Origin of the sequence: Paraburkholderia sartisoli (assembly GCF_900107685.1) — a bacterium.
In the GTDB taxonomy this organism is placed as follows: Bacteria; Pseudomonadota; Gammaproteobacteria; order Burkholderiales; family Burkholderiaceae; genus Paraburkholderia; species Paraburkholderia sartisoli.
Genome location: NZ_FNRQ01000008.1, coordinates 41,402 through 67,568, shown reverse-complemented (window position 1 = coordinate 67,568; position 26,167 = coordinate 41,402). Strand labels below are relative to the sequence as shown.

The 26,167-nt window shown below is 63.1% G+C and carries 25 protein-coding genes; 8 read left to right on the top strand and 17 right to left on the bottom strand.

What is annotated here, in order from left to right; translation table 11 throughout:
- Nucleotides 1-122 precede the first annotated feature (122 nt).
- The 9 genes from BLV45_RS21990 to BLV45_RS21950 form a co-directional block, all read right to left on the bottom strand.
- Nucleotides 123-1,193: a phytoene/squalene synthase family protein gene (locus BLV45_RS21990; protein WP_090536490.1), complete on the bottom strand. Its 1,071-nt coding sequence runs from the start codon at nt 1,191-1,193 to the stop codon at nt 123-125.
- A 255-nt stretch (nt 1,194-1,448) separates the two neighbouring features.
- A complete protein-coding gene (locus tag BLV45_RS21985; RefSeq protein WP_407671049.1) occupies nt 1,449-1,862 on the bottom strand; it encodes a ribonucleotide reductase subunit alpha in 414 nt (137 codons plus the stop codon).
- 57 nt (nt 1,863-1,919) lie between these two features.
- Nucleotides 1,920-3,155 carry an MFS transporter gene (locus BLV45_RS21980; protein WP_090536488.1) on the bottom strand — a complete coding sequence of 412 codons (1,236 nt, stop codon included), beginning with the start codon at nt 3,153-3,155 and terminating at the stop codon, nt 1,920-1,922.
- A gap of 104 nt (nt 3,156-3,259) precedes the next feature.
- Nucleotides 3,260-4,057 carry a peptidylprolyl isomerase gene (locus BLV45_RS21975; RefSeq protein ID WP_090536486.1) on the bottom strand — a complete coding sequence of 266 codons (798 nt, stop codon included), beginning with the start codon at nt 4,055-4,057 and terminating at the stop codon, nt 3,260-3,262.
- Between the two features lie 15 nt (nt 4,058-4,072).
- The gene (gene narI / locus BLV45_RS21970) at nt 4,073-4,759 is read right to left on the bottom strand and encodes a respiratory nitrate reductase subunit gamma (RefSeq protein WP_090536484.1); all 687 of its coding nucleotides are present in this window, start codon (nt 4,757-4,759) and stop codon (nt 4,073-4,075) included.
- A gap of 96 nt (nt 4,760-4,855) precedes the next feature.
- Nucleotides 4,856-5,545: a nitrate reductase molybdenum cofactor assembly chaperone gene (gene narJ / locus BLV45_RS21965; protein ID WP_090536482.1), complete on the bottom strand. Its 690-nt coding sequence runs from the start codon at nt 5,543-5,545 to the stop codon at nt 4,856-4,858.
- On the bottom strand, nt 5,546-7,087 hold the full coding sequence (gene narH / locus BLV45_RS21960) for a nitrate reductase subunit beta (RefSeq protein WP_090536480.1): 1,542 nt from the start codon (nt 7,085-7,087) through the stop codon (nt 5,546-5,548).
- A complete protein-coding gene (locus BLV45_RS21955) occupies nt 7,084-10,908 on the bottom strand; it encodes a nitrate reductase subunit alpha (RefSeq protein WP_090536478.1) in 3,825 nt (1,274 codons plus the stop codon). Before BLV45_RS21955 ends, narH begins: the two co-directional genes overlap by 4 nt.
- A gap of 502 nt (nt 10,909-11,410) precedes the next feature.
- Nucleotides 11,411-12,541: a purine-nucleoside phosphorylase gene (locus BLV45_RS21950; protein ID WP_245753471.1), complete on the bottom strand. Its 1,131-nt coding sequence runs from the start codon at nt 12,539-12,541 to the stop codon at nt 11,411-11,413.
- A 361-nt stretch (nt 12,542-12,902) separates the two neighbouring features.
- Here BLV45_RS21950 and BLV45_RS21945 point away from each other — a divergent pair, with 361 nt between their 5' ends.
- Nucleotides 12,903-13,097, top strand: a complete 195-nt coding sequence (locus BLV45_RS21945) for a hypothetical protein (protein WP_090536476.1) — start codon at nt 12,903-12,905, stop codon at nt 13,095-13,097.
- A gap of 77 nt (nt 13,098-13,174) precedes the next feature.
- On the opposite strand, the gene BLV45_RS21940 is transcribed toward BLV45_RS21945, so the two are convergent.
- Nucleotides 13,175-13,438 carry a DUF4148 domain-containing protein gene (locus BLV45_RS21940; protein ID WP_090536473.1) on the bottom strand — a complete coding sequence of 88 codons (264 nt, stop codon included), beginning with the start codon at nt 13,436-13,438 and terminating at the stop codon, nt 13,175-13,177.
- A 130-nt stretch (nt 13,439-13,568) separates the two neighbouring features.
- Nucleotides 13,569-14,159, bottom strand: a complete 591-nt coding sequence (locus BLV45_RS21935) for a thiamine phosphate synthase (RefSeq protein ID WP_090536471.1) — start codon at nt 14,157-14,159, stop codon at nt 13,569-13,571.
- A gap of 132 nt (nt 14,160-14,291) precedes the next feature.
- Between BLV45_RS21935 and BLV45_RS21930 the strand changes: the two genes are divergently transcribed.
- Nucleotides 14,292-15,086, top strand: a complete 795-nt coding sequence (locus tag BLV45_RS21930; RefSeq protein WP_090536469.1) for a hypothetical protein — start codon at nt 14,292-14,294, stop codon at nt 15,084-15,086.
- Between the two features lie 22 nt (nt 15,087-15,108).
- Here BLV45_RS21930 and aroQ read toward each other — a convergent pair whose 3' ends face one another.
- Nucleotides 15,109-15,549, bottom strand: coding sequence for a type II 3-dehydroquinate dehydratase (gene aroQ, locus BLV45_RS21925; RefSeq protein WP_090536466.1), 441 nt, complete (start codon nt 15,547-15,549; stop codon nt 15,109-15,111).
- 29 nt (nt 15,550-15,578) lie between these two features.
- Entirely contained in the window at nt 15,579-16,634 is a 1,056-nt protein-coding gene (locus BLV45_RS21920) for a Gfo/Idh/MocA family protein (RefSeq protein ID WP_090536464.1), read from the bottom strand.
- A gap of 105 nt (nt 16,635-16,739) precedes the next feature.
- Between BLV45_RS21920 and BLV45_RS21915 the strand changes: the two genes are divergently transcribed.
- The 4 genes from BLV45_RS21915 (at nt 16,740) to BLV45_RS21900 (ending at nt 20,790) form a co-directional block, all read left to right on the top strand.
- The gene (locus tag BLV45_RS21915) at nt 16,740-17,696 is read left to right on the top strand and encodes a LysR family transcriptional regulator (protein ID WP_090536462.1); all 957 of its coding nucleotides are present in this window, start codon (nt 16,740-16,742) and stop codon (nt 17,694-17,696) included.
- A gap of 198 nt (nt 17,697-17,894) precedes the next feature.
- Complete coding sequence (locus BLV45_RS21910; RefSeq protein WP_090536460.1) at nt 17,895-19,340, top strand: NAD-dependent succinate-semialdehyde dehydrogenase; 1,446 nt, start codon at nt 17,895-17,897, stop codon at nt 19,338-19,340.
- A 105-nt stretch (nt 19,341-19,445) separates the two neighbouring features.
- Nucleotides 19,446-20,087 (top strand): DNA-3-methyladenine glycosylase I, encoded by a 642-nt coding sequence (locus tag BLV45_RS21905; RefSeq protein WP_176954227.1) that lies wholly within the window; start codon nt 19,446-19,448, stop codon nt 20,085-20,087.
- A gap of 19 nt (nt 20,088-20,106) precedes the next feature.
- A complete protein-coding gene (locus BLV45_RS21900; protein ID WP_090536457.1) occupies nt 20,107-20,790 on the top strand; it encodes an alpha/beta hydrolase in 684 nt (227 codons plus the stop codon).
- Nucleotides 20,791-20,825: 35 nt separating this feature from the next.
- Here the strand turns inward: BLV45_RS21900 and BLV45_RS21895 are convergent, their stop codons facing one another.
- Together BLV45_RS21895 and BLV45_RS21890 are read right to left on the bottom strand one after the other, a co-directional pair.
- A complete protein-coding gene (locus BLV45_RS21895; RefSeq protein ID WP_090536455.1) occupies nt 20,826-21,797 on the bottom strand; it encodes a nucleoside hydrolase in 972 nt (323 codons plus the stop codon).
- On the bottom strand, nt 21,794-22,183 hold the full coding sequence (locus BLV45_RS21890) for a cytidine deaminase (RefSeq protein ID WP_090536454.1): 390 nt from the start codon (nt 22,181-22,183) through the stop codon (nt 21,794-21,796). Before BLV45_RS21890 ends, BLV45_RS21895 begins: the two co-directional genes overlap by 4 nt.
- A gap of 123 nt (nt 22,184-22,306) precedes the next feature.
- Here BLV45_RS21890 and BLV45_RS21885 point away from each other — a divergent pair, with 123 nt between their 5' ends.
- Both BLV45_RS21885 and BLV45_RS21880 read left to right on the top strand, forming a co-directional pair.
- Complete coding sequence (locus tag BLV45_RS21885) at nt 22,307-23,011, top strand: YceH family protein (RefSeq protein ID WP_090536452.1); 705 nt, start codon at nt 22,307-22,309, stop codon at nt 23,009-23,011.
- Between the two features lie 340 nt (nt 23,012-23,351).
- Nucleotides 23,352-23,630 carry an HU family DNA-binding protein gene (locus BLV45_RS21880; protein ID WP_090536450.1) on the top strand — a complete coding sequence of 93 codons (279 nt, stop codon included), beginning with the start codon at nt 23,352-23,354 and terminating at the stop codon, nt 23,628-23,630.
- A 153-nt stretch (nt 23,631-23,783) separates the two neighbouring features.
- Here the strand turns inward: BLV45_RS21880 and BLV45_RS21875 are convergent, their stop codons facing one another.
- Both BLV45_RS21875 and BLV45_RS21870 read right to left on the bottom strand, forming a co-directional pair.
- Nucleotides 23,784-24,101, bottom strand: a complete 318-nt coding sequence (locus tag BLV45_RS21875; RefSeq protein WP_090536798.1) for a hypothetical protein — start codon at nt 24,099-24,101, stop codon at nt 23,784-23,786.
- 97 nt (nt 24,102-24,198) lie between these two features.
- The gene (locus BLV45_RS21870; RefSeq protein WP_090536448.1) at nt 24,199-26,163 is read right to left on the bottom strand and encodes a beta-galactosidase; all 1,965 of its coding nucleotides are present in this window, start codon (nt 26,161-26,163) and stop codon (nt 24,199-24,201) included.
- Nucleotides 26,164-26,167: the final 4 nt, after the last annotated feature.

The window sequence follows — 26,167 nt, the reverse complement described above, 5'->3', positions numbered from 1 at the left end:
CGCATGGCCCGGCACCAATGACCGAATTTTGCCCGATTTTTGCCAGGGGCCCGAACTGGACTCCGCGCGGCAAACGCAAAACGCAAATTTTACCCGCAGACGGGGAAGGGCGTGTGAAAGTGTCAACGGGCCGGTGTCGACAGCGCCGTGAGGCGGCTTTCGATCCGGCTCATCAAACTGCCGGTCCAGCGCCGGATGAGCCGGTCCGATGCGACGGCCGGTATCGAATACGCGATGACCTGGTACACCCTGTTGCGTCTGACCTTTGAGACTTTCGCGGGGTCGAGCCACGCGTCGTTGTCGACGAGCAGCAGCAACGTGTCGAGTCCGATCACGATGGGCCACAGGCAGGCGAGCCGCAAGCGCACCGAATGCGCGGGAATCGCGAGCGTGTATTTGATCGCCTCACGGAAGTGATCGAGCGTTTTGCGGACCAGTTCGAACATCAGCGGCCGGGCGTTCACGGAACGCTCCGGCAAGAGCAGGTCCTGCGGGCTCAGGTGCGCTTCATCGAGCATCGTCGACGGAATGTAGCAGCGGCCGATGCGCAGGTCCTTGCCGCAATCGCGCAGCACGTTGGTCATCTGCAGCGCCTTGCCGAAACGCACGCCGCGGTTCAGCGCGACATCCGGCAGCCCCTTGAGCGTGCCTGGCATATGGGCCCAGGTCATCTTCGTCCAGAATTCGCCGACACAGCCCGCCACCAGATACGTGTACCGGTCGAGTTCCCCGAATTCGCGCAGCGCAACGATGTGCCCCGACGATTCATCCGGAAACGTGCGCAGATCGAATTCCATGCCTTCGGTCAGCGTCGTGACGATCTCGCGTACCGCGTCGCGATCGGATTCGCCCAGTTGAGCCAGCACGTCGAGCGCGGGGCCGAGCGATTCGAGCAGGACTTTTTCATCCGAATGCGCTTGCTGGGCCGCCACTTCCACGGCCATGCGTGCCAGACGACCGTCGTCGGCGGATACGCCGTTCACCTGCTCGCGAAGCGCAAGCAGCATCTCCAGCCGTTGCCCCGGCGGAATCAACGAGGTATCCGCAATCGTGTCGGCGGCGCGCGCGAGCAGATACGCGAGACCGATCGGGTCGCGCATGCCGGCGGGCAACACGCGCAGCGTGAGGTAGAAGGAGCGTGACACGCCCTTCAAAAGCGGGCCGAGGAGAAAGGCCCGGGCAGGGTTGCGCATAGGGTATTCGGATCAGGATGGGAAACGACGCTGCCGAATTGTACCTGGCAAACTGTTTCTCCTCAGGCGCATGCGTTTAGCGCCCGGAACCGGGCGCGATCCGGTGCGCTGGTTTTCGGGTCCTCCGGTCCGCAAGAGGCCTGGCACGTGGCGTGGCGTTTCCTTCATGCTTCATGCAGCCCGCGCCCTTACGTCTGGCGGCGCGGTCGAGGAACACACTGCCAGGCCTGACTGCCTCAGGCGTCCGACGACACCTCAGTGCGGACCAAATAGCACGGGCTGGCCGTGCGCATCGAATGGAATGAACATGCCGATGGAGCCGGTTTTGATCGACTCCACCATCCTGTTCAAAGGCGCTTCGGCGTCTTCAGTTCGTGGCGCACGCCCGTTTTTACCCGAGAGCGCCGCGACGAAGACAATGGCCCACTCCTGCAGAACCTGTCGCGATTCTTCGAGCAGATCGCTAAACGTGCCGAGTTCCTCCGGGGTTTTGTCCACGCACATCAGCGGTGTCAGCGCGCCCCCTTTACCCGCTTCGAAGCGGGCCCGCTCCTCGGGCGTGCAGTCGGTGGGCAACTCGACCGTGGTAAACACGAACAACAGACGCTGAGGTTCGGGTTGTTGCCGCGCGACCCGAATCAGCTCATCAAAACTCGAAATGCTCATCATCAATCATCCATGTGGTGTCGTGCGGGCAGGGGCGCGGTACGTCGGCTGTTCATTGCGTCACTGCGAAGCGGTTCCGTCGATGTGGACCTGTCGCACGCTGGATTGATACAGCAGAATCAGCGACACCCAGACGATGCCGTACAGGAACATGAAGCAACTCGAGCGAACGCCAAGCCAGTCCAGAATCACGCCGAACAGGATCGGTAGCAGGAAGCCGCCCAGTCCACCCGCCAGCCCGACGATACCAGTGACGACGCCCATTTGCTCCGGGAAGTCGTCGGCGACGTACTTGAACGTCGACGCCATGCCGAACGCGAACACCGCGCCGAGAATGAACAGAAGGCCGATGAAGACCGGGACGCCCAGATGGATATGGAAGCTGCGCGGGCCGTCGATGGTGCTCACCACGAAAGAGGTATCCGGGTACGACAACAGGAACAGACACACCCACGCGACCCACAATCCCCACCACGTCACCTTGTGCGCGCCGAAGCGATCGGACAGGGTGCCGCCGAGCGCGCGCAACACCGATCCCGGCAGCGAAAAGCCGGCGGCCAGCGCGGCGGCGGTGACGACCGAAAAGCCGAATTCGCCCTTCAGATACTGCGGGATCCACAGCGACAGCGCGGTGAAGCCACCGAAGCAGATCGAATAGTACTGGCAGTACTTCCATATTCTCGCGTCCTTCAGCACCCGAAACTGCGTGTACCAGGGGCCCGATGTTTTACCTGCGCCCGGGTCGGTCGCGGAGCCCAGCCAGAAGATCAGCGCGGTGACGAGAAGCGCGATCGCGTAGATCTTCGGGACAGCGCGCCAACCCAATGCCGCTTGCAGCGAGGGCGTGACGAACAGGTTCACGGCGGCGCCGACCGTGCCGGCGCCAAAGAATCCCATCGCAAAGCCACGCTTTTCGGGCGGGAAGAACCGCGCGACATACGGCGTGCCCACCGCGAACGATGCGCCGACCGCGCCGAGACACAGGCCGATCGCGAGGAACTGCCAGAACGCCGTCGCGTAGGCGATCAGGAACACGGGGATGGCGCAGAGGACCAGCAACAGCGTCATCACCACGCGACCGCCAAAACGGTCCGTCCAGATTCCCAGTGGCACGCGCAACAGTGCGCCGGTCAGAACCGGCGTGGCCGTCAGCAGCCCGAACTGGGTGCTGTTGAGTCCAAGCTCGGTTCGCAGCTCGATGCCGAGCACGCCGAACATCATCCACACGACGAAGCAGACCAGAAAGGCCAGCGTCGTGACGCATAGAACCACTATGGGATTTTTTTGTGAACTCATAACTGCTCCAGAGCAGGACGACAACGATAACGATTACACGTGGATGTCATCGGTCAAGGTTGGGGCGGGGCGCCGGACGCGTACCGGAATGCTGCGGACAGTCACTATTGCAACAACAGGCCGGGGCGCACATCCAGCGCGATGCCGCAGAGTTCGGCGCTGGACGCGAGCAGGTTCAGATATTGCTGAATCGACTTGTGCCGGACATGCCCCGAGAGATAGCGTTCGATGGTCGCCTGCACCGCTTCAAACGGAAGGGTTTCACCCGCGATGCGACGCTCGACCCAGACAATATGAAAGCCATAGCGCGTGTTGACGAGTCCCGGTAGCAGGCCGATGTGCGGGTTGCCGAAAACGGCTGCGTCGAATTCCGGCACGCTCTCGCCACGGGCCAGTTGCCCCAGATTGCCGCCGACCTGCCCGGACGGGCAATTGGACAACGTCCGGGCGAGCGCATCGAACCGGTCGGGATGCTGCGCGAGCTCGCGATGCGCTTCTTCAGCGCGGGCGCGGACCCGCGTCATCGCCGCCTTTTCGGTCAACGCAAAGAGGATGTGGCGCGCGAAGACCAGGTCCGGGCTGCGGAATTTCTGCGTGTTCGCCGCGTAGTAGCGCTGGCATTCTTCGGCGGACGGAACCGGCGTCGTGCATTCCCGTTCCAGCAGACGGTCAATGGTTTCATCGTCGAGATCGGCGCCCGTCGTGAGCAGACCTGCTGCGAGGGCGCGCTGCGTGAGCAGTTCACGCACGACCAGCGCCCGTCGTGCGGCGTGGTCGGGATCGGGCTCGTCCGCGTGCAACGCGGATTCCGCTGCAATGGCAGCGGCTTCGATCACGGTACCGTTGACGCTAAGCACATCAAGCGTGGCGGGCGCGGGCGAAATATCGCGGTTTGCCGACATGAGATATTCCTCGCGTTAGCGCTTGCGGACGATCTGGTGAGGACGCACCAGGTAACTCACGGTCGCCATCCCGCTCCAGATATGAACGAGACGGGTGAACGGGGAAACGAGGAAGATCGTGAAGCCGAGCGCGATATGGACCTTGTAGACGAGCGGCGCCCCGAGCACGAGGTCCGCGACCCCCGGTTGAAACGTGACGATGCCCTTCACATAGTCGCTCAGGGTTTCGAACATCGCGCCGTCCATATGCGCCAGCGACAGTGGAATCGTGCATAGCCCGAGTGCCAGTTGCAGCCACAGCATCGCCAGCACGAGGATGTCCGCATGGGCGCTATTGATGCGAATGCGCGGATCGGACAGGCGCCGGTACACGAGTATCGACAGTCCGATGATCGCGACGATGCCCGCGACGCCGCCCACCCCCACCGCGAGCCATTGATGCTGGGAGGCGTTCAGAAAGGGCGACACCATCCAGTGAGGCGCAAGGAATCCGGCGAAGTGGCCGCCGATCACGATCAGCACGCCGACGTGAAACAGATTGCTTCCGAGGCGCAGTTGACGGCGTCTGAGTAGTTGCGACGAATCGCTCTTCCAGGTGTACTGCTCGCGATCGAAACGGATCAGGCTACCGAGCAGCCAGATCGCGAGACACACGTAGGGGTAGATGCCAAACAGCAATGCGTTGATGAAATGCTGACTCATGAGGTTTCTCCAGCCAGGATCCTGTTCTCTGATGCGTTGAATGTGAGCACGGAAGTCTGTCCTTTCTCGTTCACATGACCAAGGTGACCACAGCGACTAACGTGACGGTCTTTTGTCGTAAAACTGGATCGGCTGCGGCGTCGTCGACAAAGGCGCTTGCGCACCCAGGAAGCTCACCGGCTCCTCCTGCCACTCGCGATCGAGCGCTTCACCATCGATCTCGCGCGTGGGCTCGTCGTCGGACAGGGTCGCATTCGCGTTCAGCAGCGGCGCTTCGCCAGCGAGTGGCAACAACGCGGCAACGGCCGCGAAATACGGCGTTCCGAGTTCGGCCAGCCGGGTCGCGATCTGCCGGTTGATATCGGCGATTTCGCCCAGTAGCGTGTGTGCCTGCGCCGGTGTTTCGTGAGACAGGAACTCCAGGAAAACGGGCAGGTAGTCGGGCAGTTCGCCGGCGCCGAGAAAGAGCCCCTTCGCTTCGTACATGGCGAGCAGATCCACCATTGCCTGCCCGCGTTCACGCGACTCGCCGTGAACGTGTTCAAACAGATAGAGCGAACTTGCGCGGCCACGGTCGAAGATTTCGACGTAGTCTTCCTGTAAATCCAGCAGCGGCCGCGTCGACAGCCGGTCAACCAGTTCGATCAACGCTGCGCGCGTGTCCGGCGGCAGGCGGGTGTTTCCGGCAAGCGCGGCGCGGATCTCGTCGAGCGCGCCGATCAATGCCTCATCGGGATAGTCCAGCAGCGCGCCCAGCATGCTGAGAATCTGACGGTTGTCTTCCATTTATTCACCCGCCGCGCGAATGGGGATTGTCTTGCGTGTCTTGTTGATGCCCTTGCGCCCGCCGAACAGGCTGCTTTCCGTGGTGCCGTCGGAGCACCCGTTGCCGAACGAGAAGCCGCACGACGCGCGCAGGTCGAAGGCATCTTCGGCATATTCGCGGTGGGCGGTCGGGATCACGAAGCGGTCTTCGTAATTGGCGATCGCCAGATACCGGTACATCTCGTCGACCTGTGTGCTGCTCAGATCGACTTCGGCGAGCAGTTCCGGGCTCTCGCGACGCTCGACGTGGCGCTCGCGCATGAACGCGCGCATCGCCAGCATGCGCTTGAGCGCAAGCCGGACCGGCGCCTCGCGACCGGCGGTGAGCAGATTGGCCAGATAGCGCAGCGGGATGCGCAGCGAATCGACGTCGGGCAGCAGGCCTTTCATGCCGAGCCGGCCGTCGTTGGTGGCCGCGTTGATCGGCGAGAGCGGCGGGACGTACCAGACCATCGGCAACGTGCGGTATTCGGGGTGAAGCGGAAAAGCAATCTTCCACTCCATCGCCATCTTGTACACCGGCGAATGGCGCGCCGCGTCGAGCCAGTTCTCCGGCACGCCGTCGCGGGCGGCCTGTTCACGCACGGCCGGGTCGTCCGGGTCCAGGAAGATCGACAGCTGCGCTTCGTACAGGTCCTGTGGATCCTTGACCGACGCGGCTTCCTCGATCCGGTCGGCGTCGTACAGCAGGACGCCGAGATAACGGATCCGGCCGACGCAGGTCTCCGAGCACACGGTCGGCTGACCCGCCTCGATACGCGGATAGCAGAAAATGCACTTCTCCGACTTGCCGCTCTGCCAGTTGTAATAGATCTTCTTGTAGGGACACCCGGACACGCACATGCGCCAGCCGCGGCACTTGTCCTGGTCGATCAGGACGATGCCATCTTCTTCCCGCTTGTAGATGGCCCCGGAAGGGCAGGACGCCACGCATGCGGGATTCAGGCAGTGCTCGCACAGTCGCGGCAGGTACATCATGAAGGTGTTCTCGAACTCCCCGTAGATGTCGGTCTGCACCTGATCGAAGTTGTAGTCCTGCTTGCGCTTCTCGAACTCGCCACCGAGAATTTCTTCCCAGTTCGGGCCACACTGGATTTTCTCCAGGCGCTCGCCGGTGATCAGCGAACGCGGGCGCGCGACCGGCCCGACCTTGACGTCGGGCGCGTCGTGCAGATGCGCGTAATCGAAGGTGAACGGCTCGTAATAGTCGTCGATCTCGGGCAGGTTCGGGTTGCCGAAAATATTGGCGAGCACACGCCACTTGCTGCCGGCACGAAGCTCGATCTTGCCATTCGTCTTGCGCTTCCAGCCGCCGTTCCAGCGCTCCTGGTTTTCCCAGTCCTTCGGATAGCCGACGCCGGGTTTCGTTTCGACATTGTTGAACCACGCGTACTCCATGCCTTCTCGCGAGGTCCAGACGTTCTTGCAGGTGACGGAGCAGGTATGGCAACCGATGCACTTGTCCAGATTCATCACCATGCCGATCTGTGCGCGAATTTTCATCGCTTCTCTCCCGGTTCGTCGTTGGCCATCGCGAGGGTCGGTGCGCCGTGGGCAAGTGTGTGCTGATGACGCGCGGCCTCGGCCGCCGACAGCACCGACGCCGGCGTCGATTCGTCTTTCCAGTCGATCGTTTTCATTTTGCGGACGATCACGAACTCGTCGCGATTGGAGCCGACGGTGCCGTAATAGTTGAACCCGTATGAAAGCTGTGCATAGCCACCGATCATGTGGGTCGGCTTCGGCATCACGCGCGTCACCGAATTGTGAATGCCGCGGACCCCCGAGACTTCGGTGCCCGGTGTATTGATGATCTTTTCCTGCGCGTGATACATCATCACGGCGCCCGCCGGAATGCGCTGGCTGACGACCGCACGCGCGGCCAGCGCGCCGTTCAGATTGAACGCCTCGATCCAGTCGTTATCGACCACGCCGATCTTTTTGGCATCGATCTCGGAGATCCAGACGATCGGCCCGCCGCGCGACAGCGTCAGCATTAACAGGTTGTCGGTGTAGGTGCTGTGAATACCCCATTTCTGGTGAGGCGTCAGGAAGTTCAGCGCGATCTCGGCGTTGCCGTTCGAGTGGCTGCCGGCCATCCCGGTCGTGCTGCGCGTGTCGATGGGCGGCTTGTAGACACACAGCGACTCGCCAAAGTCGCGCATCCACGCGTGGTCCTGATACAGCTGCTGTCGTCCGGACAGGGTGCGCCAGGGAATCAGCTCATGCACGTTCGTGTAGCCCGCGCTATAGGACACATGTTCGGATTCGATCCCGCTCCACGTCGGCGACGAGATGATCTTGCGCGGCTGCGCCTGAATGTCCCGGAAGCGGATTTTTTCATCCTCGCGGGCGCGCGCGAGATGCGTGTGATCGATGCCCGTGAGCACCGACAGCGCCTGCCATGCTTTGGTCGCGACCGCACCGTTGGTTTCCGGGGCCAGCGACAGGATCACTTCGGCCGCATTGATCGCCGAAAGAATCTGCGGTCGCCCGTGCGAAACGCCTGCTTCGGCGACTGGATAGTTCAGCGCCCGAAGCTGTTCGATTTCTTCGCCGGTTTGCCACGTAATGCCTTTGCCGCCGTTGCCGAGCGAATCGAGCAGCGGTCCGAGCGACGTGAACTTGCGCCACGTATCCGGATAGTCCCGCTCGACGACCGCGATGGTTCCCATCGTTTTTCCCGGAACCGGATCGCACTCGCCGTGCCCCCAGTCGGCGATGCCGTCGGTCTGCGCGATTTCGCCGGCGCTGTCATGCTGGAGCGGCGACATCACGACGTCGCGTTCCACGCCCAGATGGCCTTCGGCCAGTTCGGAGAACCTTTTCGCGATGCCTTTATAGATTTCCCAGTCGCTTCTGGATTGCCACGCCGGATCGACCGCCGCCGACAGCGGATGGATGAACGGGTGCATATCGGACGTGTTCATGTCGTCCTTCTCGTACCAGGTGGCGGTCGGCAGCACGATGTCCGAATAGAGGCACGTGGTGGACATTCTGAAGTCGAGCGTGACGACGAGATCGAGCTTGCCCTCGGGCGCCTTCTCGTGCCACTTCACCTCTTTGGGCAGCGTGCCGGCGCTCGTGCCCAGATCTTTTCCCTGCACGCCATGCTCGGCACCGAGCAGATGCTTGAGGAAGTACTCATGTCCCTTGCCGGAAGAGCCGAGCAGGTTCGAGCGCCAGACAAACAGGTTTCTCGGGAAATTCTCCGTGGCGTCGGGATCGACGCACGACATCTCGAGCGAGCCGTCCTTGAGCCCCTTCGCGACATAAGCGGCGGCGTCGGCGCCCGCTGATGCCCGGCCGAGTTCGAGCGGATTGGTTTTGAACTGCGGCGCGGACGGCAGCCAGCCCATCCGTTCGGCGCGGACGTTGTAGTCGATCGGGCTGTCGGCGAACCCGCTGCCATCGGCGAGCGGCGACAGCAGTTCGGTGACTTTCATCGTTTCATAGCGCCATTGATCGGTATGCGCATAGAAAAACGACGTGCCGTTCATGAAGCGCGCCGGGCGGTGCCAGTCGGTCGCGAATGCCAGCGGCAGCCAGCCGGTTTGCGGCCGGAGCTTTTCCTGACCGACGTAGTGGGACCAGCCGCCGCCTGATTTGCCGACGCAGCCGCACATGACGAGCAGATTGATGATCGAGCGATAGCTCATGTCCATGTTGAACCAGTGGTTCAAGCCGGCGCCGACGATCACCATCGACCTGCCTTCGGTTTTCTGGGCGTTGTCGGCGAATTCGCGCGCAACCGCGATGACGTCGTTCCGTTTGACGCCGGTGATCTTCTCCTGCCACGCGGGCGTGTACGGTACGTCGTCGTCGAAACTGGTCGCGACGTTCGGGCCGCCAAGCCCCTGGTCCACGCCATAATTGGCGATGAACAGGTCGTAGACCGTGGCGACCAGAATCTCACCGGCGCGGGTGGCGATCTTGTGTACGCCGATGCGGCGCGGCAATACGCTCGCATGGCCGGTGTGCGTGAAGTGCGTATGTTCGACGTTGCCGAAATAGGGAAAGGCGACGTCGATCGTTTCGTCGTGCTGCTCTACGAACGACATGAGCGGCCGGATCGGATTGCCGTGGACATCCTCTTCTTTCAGATTCCATTTGCCGGCGTCGCCACCTTCCTTTTGTCCCCAGCGAAAGCCGATCGATCCGACTGGCGCGACAGGCTTGCCGCTCAGTTCGTCGAACGCGACGGTTTTCCAGGCGGCGTTGTTCTCTTCGCTGGACGTGCCATCGAGTTCGTCGGATCTCAGGAGTCGTTCGGGCACATAGTGGTCGCCCTGTTTGACGATGCGCACGAGGAGCGGCATGTCGGTATAACGCCGGCAGTAGTCGAGGAAATACGCGCTCTTGCTGGCGACGTGAAACTCCTTGAGCACGACGTGACCCATCGCGAGACCGAGCGCCGCGTCGGTGCCCTGCTTGGGATGCAGCCAGATGTCGCCGAACTTCGCACCCTCGGCGTAGTCGGGAAAGATCGATACGACCCGGGCGCCGCGATAGCGGACCTCGGTCATGAAGTGGGCGTCGGGGGTGCGTGTTTGCGGCACGTTGGAACCCCACAGCATGATGAAGGTGGAGTTGTACCAGTCGGCCGATTCCGGAACGTCGGTCTGCTCACCCCACGTTTGCGGCGACGCGGGCGGCAGGTCGCAGTACCAGTCATAAAAGCTCAGGCTGACGCCGCCGAGCAGCGACAGATAGCGGCTGCCCGCTGCATACGACACCATCGACATGGCGGGGATCGGCGAGAACCCGACGATCCGATCCGGGCCGTGTCGCTTGATGGTATGGATGTTCGCGGCCGCGACGATCTCGTTGATTTCGTCCCAGGTTGAGCGAACGAAGCCACCCAGTCCACGGCGACGCGTATACGACGCGCGGGCTTCCGGATCGCTCACGATCGCGCGCCATGCCTCGACCGGATCGAGCGTCAAGCGCTTTTCGCGCCACTGCCTGAGGAGCGCGCTGCGAACCAGCGGATATTTAAGGCGATTTGCGCTGTAGAGATACCAGGAATACGACGCACCGCGGGCGCAGCCGCGCGGCTCGTGATTCGGCATGTCGGGACGGGTGCGCGGGTAATCGGTCTGCTGGGTTTCCCAGGTGACGATTCCGCTCTTGACATAGATCTTCCACGAACACGAACCCGTGCAGTTGACGCCGTGGGTCGAGCGCGCGATCTTGTCATGTTGCCATCGTTGCCGGTAGGCGTCTTCCCACCCGCGGTCTTCGTGGGTGGTCATTCCATGGCCTTCGGAGAAGGTCGGCCTCGATGTGGAGAAGTACTTCAGGCGATCAATAAAGTGGCTCATCTGATCGACTCCGTGGCACGCGCTGCTCGAAGTCCATGCGTGCTGTTCAATATTGTGGGCATTCTGAGTTTCTCCATGACGTTGCCGGTCAATTGCATTCTGGAGCGCCGGAATCTGATGGTTTCTGAATTGGGCAATGACTGCTTTTCCCAACGCCCGCACACGCTATCCTCATGCGCTTCGCATAAACCCAGTCCCCGGAATTCGTGGGGCCGGCATCCAGGCCGACATCCCGCATGCCGCGCTATTCCCGGTGCATCGAGTATGAGAACTCATAAGCGACGTTGGCAACTTGACCCGGGTCAAGTGAGTGAATGAACTTTCTTAATCCGGGGCGCAAATATAGGAGGCTCGATGCATCGAACGTTGCATGAATCGCTACCCGTCGCAATTCATCAGATACCCGAGCGTATTCCATAATAGGTCACGTTGCGATATTTGATAGATTGCATCAGTCCGGCTAAAGAAGCTTCGATGCCGGAAGCATCGACACGCGTACTGATTACCGTGACGGCACGCCATCGCGCCATTCGCCCCAATGCGTGACGATGTCCTGCACGAGCGGATTGCCGGCGCGGTAAAGGTTTTCGATCGCGGGACCGAAGCCGCCTTGTGCCGCATAGTTGAGAAGGTTGTCGGACGCGCTCTGGCCGTCGTACGGCCGGTCGAAATCGGAACCCGAGCGCAATGCCGCGATACGGTTCAGATCGACACGCCCCGTGCTTGCCGCCCGCTTGAGCGCCTCGTACGTCGCGTTGTCTTCCTGCTGGGTCGTGCAATACGTGCCTTTGTTATCGGTCAGCAGCTTCGTCCAGTCGCGTGCGCGCTCGCCGATATATTTGCCGGACCACCACGTATCGCCCGCGAGCGTGTCGCACTGGATCACTTTAGGCGGCTGGTTGGCCGGTGGGTAGTTGAACTTCGCGCGCGCGAGCTGCGCCGCATTGGTGTCCGCTAACGTCACGTTTCGCGAAAGCGCAAACGCAGTGTCGGCAAGCTTTGCGTTCAGCGCGAACACTTCGGTGCGGTAGTCGAGCGGCGGCTTGCCGGACGGCGATTTCGTGTTGATGCCAAGGAAGCCGCTGGGCCAGCTATCGGGTTTCTCGCGTGCGTCGATTTCCCACTGGATGCCAAAGTCGACCAGATACTTCGCCCACGCGGCCGATCCAAGCGTGCCCTGCATCGGATCGATGCCCGCAATGCCCGCGATCATGAAATACGTGCGGCGCAGATCGAACTTGTCGGAGAACGTGAGCGCCATCAGCGACGCAGCCGCATTGGCATGGCCCATGCCCGTCGTCAGCACGCAGACTTGCTGGCGGTTGCAATGCACTTCGGGGTAATCCGGCGAAAGGCCCGGCACCTTGATGGCTTTCCACGGGCCAAGGTTGTCGAGCCATACCTGTCCTTCAGGCCCGAACATCGAGATGATCATCACTTTCACGTCGCGGCTGTTGCCGTTGCCGGGGCTGACCGGGCGGGCAACGGCGTCGGAATCCTGCGCGACACCTGGCAGACAGACCCCGAACGTACAGGTTGCAGCAAACGCGATGGAGAGGGCAGTGCGAGCGACGGGCAGGTTGCGCCGCGTGCGGCGGTTCAGGACTTGCTTAAGCTGCGCTATCACGTTCATCGGGCGGCTCCCTCAGGTTGGAAGGCCAGGGCATGAGCGGGCGATGTGTGTCCGGGACGCTTTGTCCATGGGTCCCGGTTCACAGCAGTATAAGGCGCAAAAGATCTTTCCGGCACTCAGGACGTGATGATGCGACACGCGCCTTGCCGCTTTGGCACATCAAATATCGAAGCTGTCCGCCACGCCACGCGTCACAACCCGTCTTCGAGGAAATCCGTTCGCGCATAGTCAATTCTGCCCATGGATACGCCCCGATGCGGCATGCATAGTACGGAGAGGACACCGTATTCGCCCTGGCCAGGCAGAGATCGCGGCCCGCATCACGCAGGATGCCGGTTACACAACCATCACGGGGCTCATCATGAACGATTGGGTAAGGACGGGCGTGTTTGCGTGCCTGGGCACGGGCATGCTGGCGATGACATTGCTGGCAGGCTGTGGGGGCGGCTCGGACAGTTCAGGCAGTTCGGGTGGCCCGGCCGCCGCGCCCGTGGGCGCGTCGACGTCGATTGGCGGCATGGTGGCATGGCGGCAAGCCGTCCCCCTCGCTATCTGAAGCGTCTGGATATCGATGGAACGTCGACTTCCTGGGGGCGCAGCCTGCGCGGCAGTGATGCCACGCGCGTGCCCGCCTTATTGCATGCAGTCCGAGCCCGCCGCTTGCGCGCGCTGCGCTGCAACGATACGGCCTGCGCGTTGCGCGTTCTCTGGATAGTCGAGCCAGTCCAGCGGATCGTAGCCGGCCGCGCGCCACGCGAGGAGATCCGCGCGCACGTCGGCACGGGTAAGCGGGGCGGACGGATCATACGGTCGCGAAGCGCCAGTGTGGGCAATCGCCGATCCCACGCAGAACGCACCAGCCAGCACACCTGCCGTAATACGAATAACGGTTGTCATGGCAACACCTCAAGCGGTGAGAGCCGCTCTTTTATGTTAGGTGATGCGTTGAACGGAACAAAGGGTCGAGGTCGTGCTTGAGCGGTGCCTTGCATTACAACCGTCAGCAATCTCGCAGTGTGAATGCGTGTTAATCGCGAGGCCCAGGCCACAGGCTGCCGATGGCCGCGATGCCGGTCGCGCCCGCCGACTGCGCCTGGGCAATATGGACGCGTTCCATGCCGCCGAGCGCATACACGGGCGTATCCGTCAGCGAAACCAGCGCGGCGAAGGCGTCCCATCCCAGCGGCGATGCGTCAGGATGCGTGCGTGTCCGCAATACCGGCGAGAGCGTGACGAAATCCGCATCGAGTGCCTGAGCCTGGGACAACTGCGCAGCGTCATGACAGCTGGCGGAAAACAGAACGTCGAGCGACACGGGGCGGCGGGTCTGCGTCATCAGAAGCTGGCTGCTCATATGCACGCCGTCGGCGCCGAGCGTGTCGAACGTGAACGCCGCATGATTCACGATCAGCCTCGCATTGAATGCGTGACAGAGATCGAGCGCCTGCCTCGCGAGCAGCGCGTAGTGGTCGGCGCTCATCGTCTTGCTGCGCAGCTGGACGAGCGCAATACCTGCTTTGAGCGCCTCTTTGATGCAATCGAGAAAGACGTCCTGACTCATTGCGTCCGGCTCGGGCGTGACCAGATAGCGGTCCGGCAGTGAAAGCGTGTTTTTCATCAGGGCGTCGGCTGGTTTTCCGGGTACACAGTGTAAAGGCAGATCGCACATGACGAGCGCCGCTTACCGCGCGCGGCTTTATATGACGCGGTGCTTTGGTAGTATCTGGCTTTACATCCGCGCGGTTTTGCCATGCTTGCACTCAAGCTCACGCTGGTTCCCTTCTTTCTGCTGGGCGTCTCGATGTCCGGTAAATGGTGGGGTCCATCGATCGCCGGATGGCTTGCTGGACTCCCCGTCGTCGCCGGTCCCATTCTTTATCTGCTTGTCCTGGCACATGGCCCCGAGTTTGGTGCGCGGGCCGCGACGCTGTCTCTGTCCGCGATCCTCGCATCCGAAGCGTTCAATTTTGCCTACGCCTGGATATGCCGTTCCCGTTCATGGCCGATCGCGCTGGCGGCCGCGTTGGGCACCTGGTTTGTCGCCGCATGCCTTCTGTCGTTGCTGCCTGTTTCGCTGGTGTGGGCCGTGTGCGTGGCGTTGACGGCTGTTCTCTTCGGTCAGTCGTTCCTGCCGCGCAGTGCCGCTGTCGCCGCCGGGGCGCCGCTTGGTCGCGCGGATCTGGCCGGCAGAATGCTCGCCGGCGCGGTGCTTACGCTGGTCGTTACTGCGGTTTCAGCCCGCGTCGGCGCGACATGGAGCGGATTGCTCGCCGTCTTCCCGTTACTGACGAGCGTACTGTCGGTCTCGTCGCATCGCGCGCATGGGCCCGCGTTCGTGGTGTCGCTGCTGCGCGGAATGGTGCTGGGCCGCTTTTCGTTCGCGGCGTTCTGCCTGTTTCTTTCGCTTGTGCTTCCGTATCAGGCAGCCACCCCCTCGTTTATCGAGGCGGCGGCACTGGCCATGTTCGTGCAATGGTGTACCCGACGCCTGACAGTGACCGCGGGTGCGCGGGCTCAAGCTAACAGTGCAGCCGGGATGGAGTAACGATTGCCGGGCGGGCTGCGCCTTAAGCCGCAGCCGCTGAAACCGCGGCTCTCAGGCCTAGCAGATAGCTGTCGACGCCGAAGCCGCAGATCTGTCCTTTGACGATTTCGGCGAATACCGACTGGTGCCGGAATGCTTCGCGTGCATGGATGTTGGACATGTGAATTTCGACGATGGGCACGGTGAGGATCGCGAGCGCATCGCGGATACCGTAGCTATAGTGCGTCCACGCACCCGCGTTGATGAGCACGCCGTCGGCCTTGTCGGTGAACGCCTGGTGGATGCGCTCGCACATGTCGCCTTCGCTGTTGGTCTGGAAACTCTCGACCGTCACGCCGAGTTCCTTGCCGAGCGCCTGCAGCCTGCTGTCGATTTCATCGAGCGTGATCGTGCCGTACTGCGCCGGGTCGCGCTTGCCGAACATGTTGTGATTGATGCCGTGAAGCATGACGAACGTTTTCATGGATCTTCCTTCAGGGGATGTCGTGGGCGTCAATGGGCCGGTGTCGTGTCGACGATCGAGCCGGTGCGGGCGGCCTGCACGATCGCCTCGGTGATTTTCAGGTTCTGCAAACCGTCGCGCACGCTGACCAGCGGCTCGGCTTCGCCGCGAATGACGCGCGCGAAATGCTCGATCTGAAGCCTGAGCGGGTCGTCGCGCGTCAAATCGGCAACGCTGGTTTCGAAGGGCTTCCACCACGAGCGGTCTTCGGCGTTGCGCCAGCTTTTCATGCGCATCGTCGGCACACTGAGCGAGCCGAACGTGCCGGCGATCATATAGCAATCTTCGTCAGGATACGTCGGATACGCCTTGTTTTCCTGCGATGTCTGCTCCCAGCTGCGCGCGCTTGCCGCGGTATCGGACAGCATGAAGCTGCCGAGCGCGCCATTTGCAAAACGCAGGTTGATGGCCACCGTGTCCTCGACGGGAAAGCCGCGCGTCGCCCGCGATGCGAACGCCTGGACCGCGACGATGTCGCCGCACAGCATCCGCAGGTTGTGTACTTCGTGGATCATGTTGAGCAGGACGGGACCCCCACCCGGTTGCCGACGCCACGGCGCATCGGCGAAGTATTGATCCGGCTTGAAAAACACCGCGCTGCCCATGACGGCGACCAGCGCGCCGAGGTGCCCTTCGTCGATCACCTGTTTCGCGCGCGCCATGATCGGACTGTGCGCGCGGTGATGACCGATCAGCACTTTCACGCCCGCGCGATCCACTTCGTTGACGAGCTTCTCGGCTTCGGCGACGGTGGGCGTCACCGGTTTTTCGAGCAACGTCGGCACGCGCGCCTGGAGGCACGTCAGCGCGTGTTCGAGATGCAGCGGGTTCGGTGTCGCGAGAATGACGCCGTCAGGACGTTCCTTCTCGAACAGCGCGTCGAGCGACGGGTAGAGCGGCACGCCTTCCTTCGCGGCAACCGCCTGTGCGGCAGGCGACGGGTCGACGATCGCCGACAACGTGCAGGTACCGCTCTGTCGCGCGGCGGCCATATGTGCGAGGCCGATATAGCCCGCGCCCGCGACCGCAATCCGGGTCTTTTCCATTGCGCCTTTTCCTGAGTCTGTGTCTGTCAATACGAGCCGTTTGCTTGCGTGACCGGCGGGTTACGGCTAGGGTAATGTGCAACTCACAGGACACAATGCGGCCAGATGGAAAGTCAGAATGCGCTCACAGCCACGAATGATTCCTTTCTGCGCGATCTGCAGCTCTTCTGCCACATCGCCAGAAAGGGCAGTTTCGTCGCCGCCTCGACGGAAATGGGGCTTTCGCCTTCGCATGTCAGCAAGCGCATTGCGATGATGGAGGCGAGCCTCGGCGTGAAGCTCTTTCAGCGCACCACGCGCAGGGTCAGCCTGACGAGCGACGGCGAGGCCGCGCTGCAATGGGCGCAGAAAATTCTCGACGACGTGCAGGGCATGGCCGACACGTTTGCCGACCGCCGCAGCGCGCTCCACGGCCTGCTGCGTATCAGCACGAGCCTGCGGCTGGGGCGCAACCACGTCTCGCCGGTTCTTGCGATGCTGCACACGCAGCATCCGGATCTCGAAGTCTGGCTGGAACTGCTCGACCGGCGGGCCGACCTCATCGGCGAAAACTTCGACATCGACATTCGCGTGGGAGAAGTGCAGGAGCCGCACCTGATCGCGCACAGGATCGTGGAGAGCACGCGCATTCTGTGCGCGGCGCCCGCGTATCTCGAACGCAGGGGCACGCCGGTCGCGCTGAACGATCTGGTCGCGCACAACTGTCTGGTGTTTCGGGGACGCGACGACCGTTTCGGCGTGTGGCGCCTCACCGGGCCGCAAGGCGAAAAGAGCGTGAAGGTGACCGGCACGGTCGCGTCCAATCACAGCGACATCGTCGTGCAATGGGCGCGTGACGGCTTCGGCATCGTCATGGTGTCGGTGTGGGACGTCGCGGAGAGCCTGCGCTCGGGCGAACTGGTGCGCGTGCTGCCGGACTACGCGCAGCCGGCGGATGTGTGGGCGGTGACGTCGGAACGGCTGTCGTCTTCCGCGAAAATCCAGGTGTGCATCGACTTCCTCAGGGAACAGCTGACGCACGGGCCGTACGCGCTCGTCACGCGGGGCGTCGGCGGGTTGTGAGCGCAACGGAGATGGTCCACGCGGCGGCGTCCGTGAGACCAGTCGGACCGGCGTGCCGGCGAATTCCGTTGGCGGCCCACACTCCCGCGCCACCAACGCACGGTGGCGCATTCGGATACCATTGACAGTTCAGCGCCATGCTTCTGACCGGCGCGCGCGTAGTGCAGCCTGACATTCCTCACTCATCTGGAACCCGACATCGTGACCTCGACCTATACCGATACCCGACTCCTGATCAACAACGCATGGTGCGACGCCGCAAGCGGCAAGACGCTCGACGTCATCAATCCGGCGACCGGCAAGCCCATCGGCAAGGTGGCGCACGCCGGGATTCCCGACCTCGACCGGGCGCTCGCCGCCGCGCAAAGCGGATTCGAGGCGTGGCGCAAGATCCCCGCCAACGAGCGCGCGACTACGATGCGCAAGGCCGCGAGCCTGGTGCGCGAGCGCGCCTCGGACATCGCCCGCCTGATGACGCAGGAACAGGGCAAGCCGTTCCCGGAAGCGCGCGGCGAAGTGCTGGCCGCCGCCGACATCATCGAATGGTTCGCCGACGAAGGTCGCCGCGTGTATGGCCGGATCGTGCCGTCGCGCAACCTGTCGGCGCAGCAGCTGGTGATCAAGGAGCCGATCGGCCCGGTCGCCGCGTTCACGCCGTGGAATTTCCCGGTCAACCAGATCGTGCGCAAGCTGAGCGCGGCGCTCGCGAGCGGCTGCTCGTTCCTCGTGAAGGCGCCGGAAGAAACCCCCGCTTCGCCGGCGGGCCTGCTGCAGGCTTTCGTCGATGCAGGCGTGCCGCCGGGCACGGTCGGTCTCGTCTTTGGCGATCCGGCTGAAATTTCCAGCTACCTGATTCCGCACCCGGTCATCCGCAAGGTGACGTTCACCGGTTCGACGCCGGTCGGCAAGCAACTGGCGGCGCTCGCCGGCCAGCACATGAAACGCGCGACGATGGAGCTGGGCGGTCACGCGCCCGTGATCGTGGCTGAAGACGCCGACGTGGCGCTCGCCGTGAAAGCGTCGGGCGGCGCGAAATTCCGTAACGCCGGCCAGGTCTGCATTTCGCCGACGCGCTTTCTCGTACACAACAGCATCCGCGAAGAGTTTGCCGCCGCGCTGGTCAAGCACGCCGAAAGCCTGAAGCTCGGCGACGGCCTTGCCGAAGGCACGACGCTCGGGCCGCTCGCCAACGCGCGTCGCCTGACGGCGATGAGCAAGGTGGTCGACAACGCACGCGCCACGGGCGCCACGGTCGCGACCGGTGGTGAACGCGTCGGCGCGGAAGGCAACTTCTTCTCGCCGACGGTGCTGACGAACGTGTCGCTCGAAGCCGATGTGTTCAACAACGAGCCGTTCGGCCCGATCGCGGCTATCCGTGGTTTCGACAGGCTCGAAGACGCGATTGCCGAAGCGAATCGTCTGCCGTTCGGCCTCGCCGGCTATGCGTTCACGAAGTCATTCCGCAACGTGCATCTGCTGTCACAGCAGATGGAAGTCGGCATGCTGTGGATCAACCAGCCCGCCACGCCTTCGCCGGAAATGCCGTTTGGCGGCGTGAAGGATTCGGGTTACGGTTCGGAAGGCGGCCCGGAAGCGATGGAAGCCTATCTCGTGACGAAGGCCGTCTCGGTGATGGCAGTCTGATTCACATTTGAGCTGTAACGCCGCCGCCCTTCGTCTTGCCTGAAAAGCAAAGCGAAGGGCGGCGTTTTTATTGCCCGTCTAAACATGCGGCAAAGCCCTGAAATCATGCGTTCGAATCCAGAAACGGTAGCGGCGGTAGTGGCGGAACCGGACGGCGTCGTCATCGGCGAAGACGGTCTTGCGCGTCCGCCGTGGGCCGCGGTCGATCCGCTGTTGCAGCGCTATTACGACACCGAGTGGGGCATGCCGGTGCGCGACGAGCGGGGACTCTTCGAGCGTCTCGCGCTGGAAGGTTTTCAGTCCGGTCTCTCGTGGCTCACGATCCTGCGCAGGCGCGATGCGTTTCGCGCCGCGTTTCGCGACTTCGAACCCGACACGGTGGCTGCTTTCACGCAGGACGATGTCGAAAGGCTGCTGGCCGACAGTGGCATCATCCGCAATCGTGCGAAGATTCTGGCGACGATCGGCAACGCGGCCGCAACCGTCGCGCTGCGCGCGGATGGCGGGCTTGCGGATTTCATCTGGTCGTTCAAGCCGCGCACGACGCCCGAGCCGCGTACCATCGCGGAGATCCCGACAACCTCCGATGCATCCGTTGCGTTGAGCAAGGCGTTGCGCAAGCGGGGCTTCTCATTTGTCGGCCCGACCACGATGCACGCGCTGATGGAAGCGACGGGCATCATCGACACACATTTGCTCGACAGCCACCGCCGCGGCAGTTCCGGCGTCTGGCCACGATCATCCTGAACCTGCGGAGCGACTCAACATGACCGGTCTTTCATCGACGATCGAAATCGAAACCGCGCCGAACCCCGAGTTCGCCGTCATTCTGCTGCACGGCCTGGGCGCCGACGCGAACGACTTCGTTCCACTTGTCCCCGAACTGCGCCTGGCTGGCTTGCCGGCAGTGCGCTTCGTGTTTCCGAACGCGCCCGAGATCGCCGTCACGGCGAACAACGGTTATGTGATGCGTGCGTGGTACGACATCCTGTCGTTTCAGGGCGTCAACCGGCAGGTCGACGAAGCCGGTATCGAGGCTTCGTGCGCGACGGTGCGCGAACTGATCGCCGTGCAGAATGCGCGTGGCATCCCGACGTCGAAAATTTTTCTCGCCGGATTTTCGCAGGGCGGGGCGATGACGTATTCAGCGGGACTGACGCATGGCGAACCGCTCGCGGGGCTGATCGTGATGTCGGGTTATGTGCCTTCGCCGGGCTTCATCGAGCGCGGCCTCGGCGCCGTGAATCGCGACACGCCGATTTTCGCCGCGCACGGCATCCACGACGACGTGCTGCCGCTCGCGCTCGGTGAACAGGGCCGCGACTTCGCGATCGCGCAGGGCTGCAAGGTCGACTGGCACGCGTACCTGATGCCGCATTCCGTGTGCGCGGAAGAGATCGACGCGATGCGTGCATGGCTTGGCGCGCGCATCGCGACGCTCGCGGCCTGAAGCGTGAAACCCGGGGCGTTGCCACGGGAAGCGCGCTAAAGCGTCCCGCAGAGCGTCCTTTCGTAGAGCGACAGCATCGCGGGCGCGTCGACGCGGATGCAAACCTTGCATGCCGGCCGGCGGTCCCAGTCGGGCGCCGGCACGGGCATCGTCGCTGGCTTCTGGAGGGTCATGCCGGCGGCGATGCCTTCCGTCAGCACACGCACGGGGCCGCTGCGCGTGGTGTACAGATGCGGCGCGAGCACATACGCAACCGCCGACGAATCATGCACATAGATGCCCGCCAGCTGCGCGCTCTTCAGATGAAAATCTTCGTAATGACGCGACACGTCCCACACGAAACGCCCGGCGTCGCCCGCGCGGTCGCGAATTGAAGCGAGGTACGCCGTCGACATGATGGTGTTCTGCGTCACGTCGAGACCGACGATCGTCACCGGCCACGCGGCGTCCAGCACCACATCGGCTGCATCCGGGTCGCCGAGGATATTCGCTTCGGCGGCAGGCGTGACGTTGCCGAAAAAACCATCGGTGCCGAACGCGCCGCCCATGATCACCACCTGCTTCACGAGCGTCGCAACCTGCGGGTCTTCGGCGAGCGCGAGCGCGAGATTCGTCAGCGGTCCGACCGCGATCAGAGTGACCTCACCGGGTTGCGCACGCACCGTTTCGATGATGAAGCGATGCGCCGGGCGCGGGTCGAGCGCGCCTTCGGTTGCAGCGTGCGTATCGAGTCTGATGTTGCCCAGACCGTTGTCGCCGTGAATCCACGCGAGCGGCTCGGGTGCCGCGCGCCTGAGCGGCGCGGCGGCACCGCGTGCGACGGGCGTACCCGGCGCGAATTTCGCGGCCAGATAGCGCGCGTTGCGCGTCGTGGTTTCGATGGTGCCGTTGCCGAACACGCTCGTGAGACCCAGCAGTTCGATGTCGGGATGCAGCGCCTGAAAGACGAGCGCCATCGCGTCGTCGACGCCGGGATCGGTATCGTAGATGACCTTGTGCTTGCTCATAGATAGAACGCATCCGGCAGTTGTTCGCGCGCGGTGGTATCGCGGGTCGCGCCGCGCAGGTTGCCCAGACGGATCGGCAGGTCGGGGCCGCCCAGCTCGATGATGACCTGGCGGCACGCGCCACATGGCGCGATCGGGCCATCGGCGTCGCCGGTCACGGCAAGCGCCGCGAACTGGTCGCGCTGGTAACCCGCTGCAATCGCGCTGAAAAATGCGGTACGTTCCGCGCAGTTGCACAGGCCGTACGCTGCGTTCTCGACGTTGCAGCCTTCGAACACGCGGCCGTCGCCTGTCAGGAGCGCCGCGCCGACCTTGAACTTCGAATAGGGGGCGTACGCCTTCTCGCGCGCGAGACCCGCGCGCTTCAGCAGTTCTTCCATGGTCATGGCCGATTCCTCAGTTGGACATGCCTGCGATGCTAAACCAGGCAGACCCTTACATGTCGCAATGCACGCGCGGGATATCATAGGGCTCGCCGTAAGGTATCCGCTCCCGCCCGTCAACACACAATGAATTCCACGACTGAGTCTTTTACGCGCCCGCCGCTGCGTTCGCTGACGCCGCTCGAAGCACGCGTGCTGGGTGTACTGCTCGAAAAGCAGCACACCGTTCCGGACACGTATCCGCTTTCGCTGAACGCGCTCACGTCTGGCTGCAACCAGAAAACCGCGCGTAACCCCGTGATGAACGTCACCGAGGCCGAAGTGCTCACCACGCTCGATAACCTCAAGCGCCTGAGCCTCGTGTCCGAGGGCAGCAGCAGCCGCGTGCCGCGTTTCGAGCACAACATGCCGCGCGTACTTGGCGTGCCGAGCCAGTCGGCCGCGTTACTGACAACATTGATCTTGCGTGGGCCGCAAACAGCCGCTGAACTGCGCCTGAACAGCGCGCGTCTGCATGGTTTCGCGGATATCTCGTCGGTGGAAGTTTTTCTCGATGAACTGGCGACCGGCGAACCTGCACGCGTGATCAAACTGCCGCGCACGCCAGGCGAGCGCGAAAGCCGCTGGATGCATCTGTTGTGCGGCGAAGTCGTGATGCCGGAGACGTCCGAAGCGGGCGCGCTGGACGAATCCGTGTCGCCCTCGGCCTTCGAAAGCCTGAAGGCGGAACAGAAGCAGCTTCGCGAAGAACTGGATCAACTGCGAACGATGGTCGAAAAAATGGCGGCCGAACTGGGCATCAGCGTCGGCAAATCCGTGGACCAGCCGTAAGCCGCGTCGTGCTGGAGTGTAAGGTTCGATCCGGCCCGGCAGGCCGCGTTGGCCGGCGAACGCGTCGCTTGTTTACATCACCGTTCGGCGGCGTTTCCAGGCCGGCACGAATCGCCTGAACGGGCTTAAGCACCCGTGAAAGGGGCGCTTTCAGATCGTTTTAGCGCATTTTCGGGGTGGATCGACCCTGCTGGCGGCTGCCGGAGCCCGCCGTTCGGGGCGTCTGGCGGGTTCGATCACCTCATTACGGATTTGCGCAGACGCGCCCGGATGGGTTAGGGTGTCGGTCCGGGCGCCATTTTGCGTGCGCTCGAATCACAATCACCGAACGGGATGAGTAATGAACAAACAGGAACTGATTGATGCCGTCGCAGCAGCGACGGGCGAAAGCAAGGCAGCGACCGGCAGCACGATCGACGCGATCATCGCAGCAGTGACCTCCGCCGTTGCAAAGGGCGACACCGTCCAGTTGATCGGCTTCGGCTCGTTCTCGACGGGCGCACGCGCCGCGCGCGTGGGCCGCAACCCGTCGACGGGTGCGGAGATCCAGATCGCCGCCGCGAAGACGGTCAAGTTCGTGGCAGGCAAGTCGTTCAAGGAAGTGGTGAACGCGTCCTGATCGACCGTTCGTGGCGCTGTGTCGCAAGTCAGCGCCAGCTTCTGGCTGACCCGTTTTATCCGCGGAAAACTTCGCGATAGCGGGTCAGGCCAGTGCGCGGCTCATCGCACCCGCGCATGCCGCACCGCAGGCCGACGGTCTTCATGCCTGCCTTCAATTGAGCCATTTGCGCACGTCGCTTTCCCATGCGGGGTCGCCGCAACCCTTGGGATTTTCCGGTCCGAGTACCGTGATATAGCCTCTCGATTTCATGCACGACTCGTACGCACGGATCTTCGAGCACTGATTCGTCGCGGCGTTGCGCGAGATCGCCTTGCACTCGGCCATCGAGCGGTCCATCGCGGCGAAATCGGGGTCGCTCGTGCCGCCGCCGCCTGTCGAAAATTCAAGAGGCCGTGCATGGGAGCACGCGACGAGTGGCAATACCGCTACCAGCACACTGGCCGCCAGAAACGACCTGCACGATTTCATCTTCACCGCCACACCTCTTCGCTGGAATGAAGCCGTGATGATACGCCGGCGCTGGCAGCCTGCGCAGCGCTACCAGACACCGGCCGGCGTCACGGCGTCACGCTTCGAGCCATGCGCAGAGATCGGCGGTGCGCAGTTCGCGTGTGCCGAGTACGAAGCGCGCGTTCGCGGGCGCGGGCGCCGCGACGACGTCCGGCCCGAAATTGAACGCGAACGTCACGTCGCCGCGACGGCGCACGCGCAGGCCTTCAGGCAGCGTGCCGATGGCGAGCCCGGCGGCGCGCGCGGCGTCATCGAGTAGCGCGCGATGCAGCGCGTGATCGAACCACGCACCCGCATAACGCACGCGTCCATGTGACACGACCGCGGGCCAGCCGTCGTCGAAGCGCGCCAGCACTTCGGTGCCGGCGCCGGGTTGCAGATGCTCGCGCCAGTGAATCGCGTTGCCTTCGACGCCGTGCAGGGACGTCGCGGGCGTGAGCGTCGGACGCAGCGATTCCGCTTCCAGCACGCGAACCGGCAACGCCGACTGAAGCAGGCCCGGCGGCAACGTCAACGGAATCGAGAATTCCGGCGTGCGCGATCCGCTGCGCGGTCCGAACACCCATTGTGCCGAAGAGTTTTCAATCGCCCGCACGAGATCGTCCGACATGACGGCGAGACTTGGAACGACCACCAGGCTGTACTGCGAAAAATCCGCGTTGCGCGAAACGATATCGACGTCCAGTGACATTTCGCGCAACGCCTGGTAGTAGTCGAACGCGAGCGTCTGATAGTCGAACGTCTTGCCGTGACGCTGAATCTCGAACATCCATTGCGTCTCATAGTCGAACACGAGCGCGACCTTCGCGCGCGAAGCGGGCGGCAGGCCGGACAGCACGGAAGACGCCGCGATTTCCTGCGCCGCACGCGCCACTTCGAGGCCGCCTTGCGAGAGCTGGTTGTCGGGCAGGTTGAGTCCGGAATGCATCTGCTCCTGCGCATACGGACACTGGCGCCAGCGGAAATACGACACCAGTTCCGCGCCGTGCGCGAACGCCTCGTACGCCCACAGCCGGACCATGCCCGGCGCCGGCACCGGATTCCACGGCGCCCAGTTCACCGGACCGGCTTCCTGTTCCATGATCCAGAAGCGGCCCGCGCCGATCGCGCGATAGCGGTCGTGATCGAAGGCGGACACGTCGGGGTGTCCTGTGCGCGCGTAGCGGGCCTTGTCTTCCTCGGGCAGCGCGATGACCTCGGTGCGCGCGAGCGGATAGCTGTCCCATGCGGCGACATCGACGGCGCCGTTCTCCACGAAACGGTAGTGGTCGAACGTCGTGAAGAAGCCCATGAAGTTGTGCAGCACGTCCGCGCCGGGTGCGAATTCGCGCAGCACGTCGGCCTGCTCGCGATGAAAGCTCGCGACCTCATCCGACATGAAGCGACGAAAATCGAGCAGGTGAATGGGATTCGCGTCGGTGGGCGTGAGGTTCGGCAGTCCGATGGTGTCGAACGACGGGTACTCCATGCTCCAGAACACGTTGCCCCACGCGCGGTTCAACGCGTCGATGGTTTCGTAGCGGCGTGCGAGCCAGGTTCTGAAACGCGTGAGTGCCGCCGTCGAGTAGCTCGGTATCGTGTCGTGGCAGCCGAGTTCGTTGTCGGTCTGCCATGCGATCACGGAAGGATGCTTGCCATAGCGCCGCGCCATTGCCGTGACGATGCGCACGCACTCCTCGCGATAGCGTTCGCTCGACACGTCGTAATGACGGCGCGAACCGAAGTTCCAGCGCGTGCCATCCGCGCGCAAGGGCAGGATGTCGGGATATGCGTCGATGAGCCATCTGGGCGGCGACGCGGTCGGCGTGCCGAGAACGATCTTGAGGCCGGCACCGGCCAGCGTCGAGACCGCTTCGTCGAGCCAGGTCCAGTCATATTCGTGGGCGCGCGGCTCCATGCGGCTCCACGCGAATTCGGCGATACGTACGTGCGAAATGCCGAGTTCGACCATCCGCTTTGCGTCGTTGGCCCACATCGATCGTGGCCACTGTTCCGGGTAATAGCAGACACCTAGCTGCATCAGG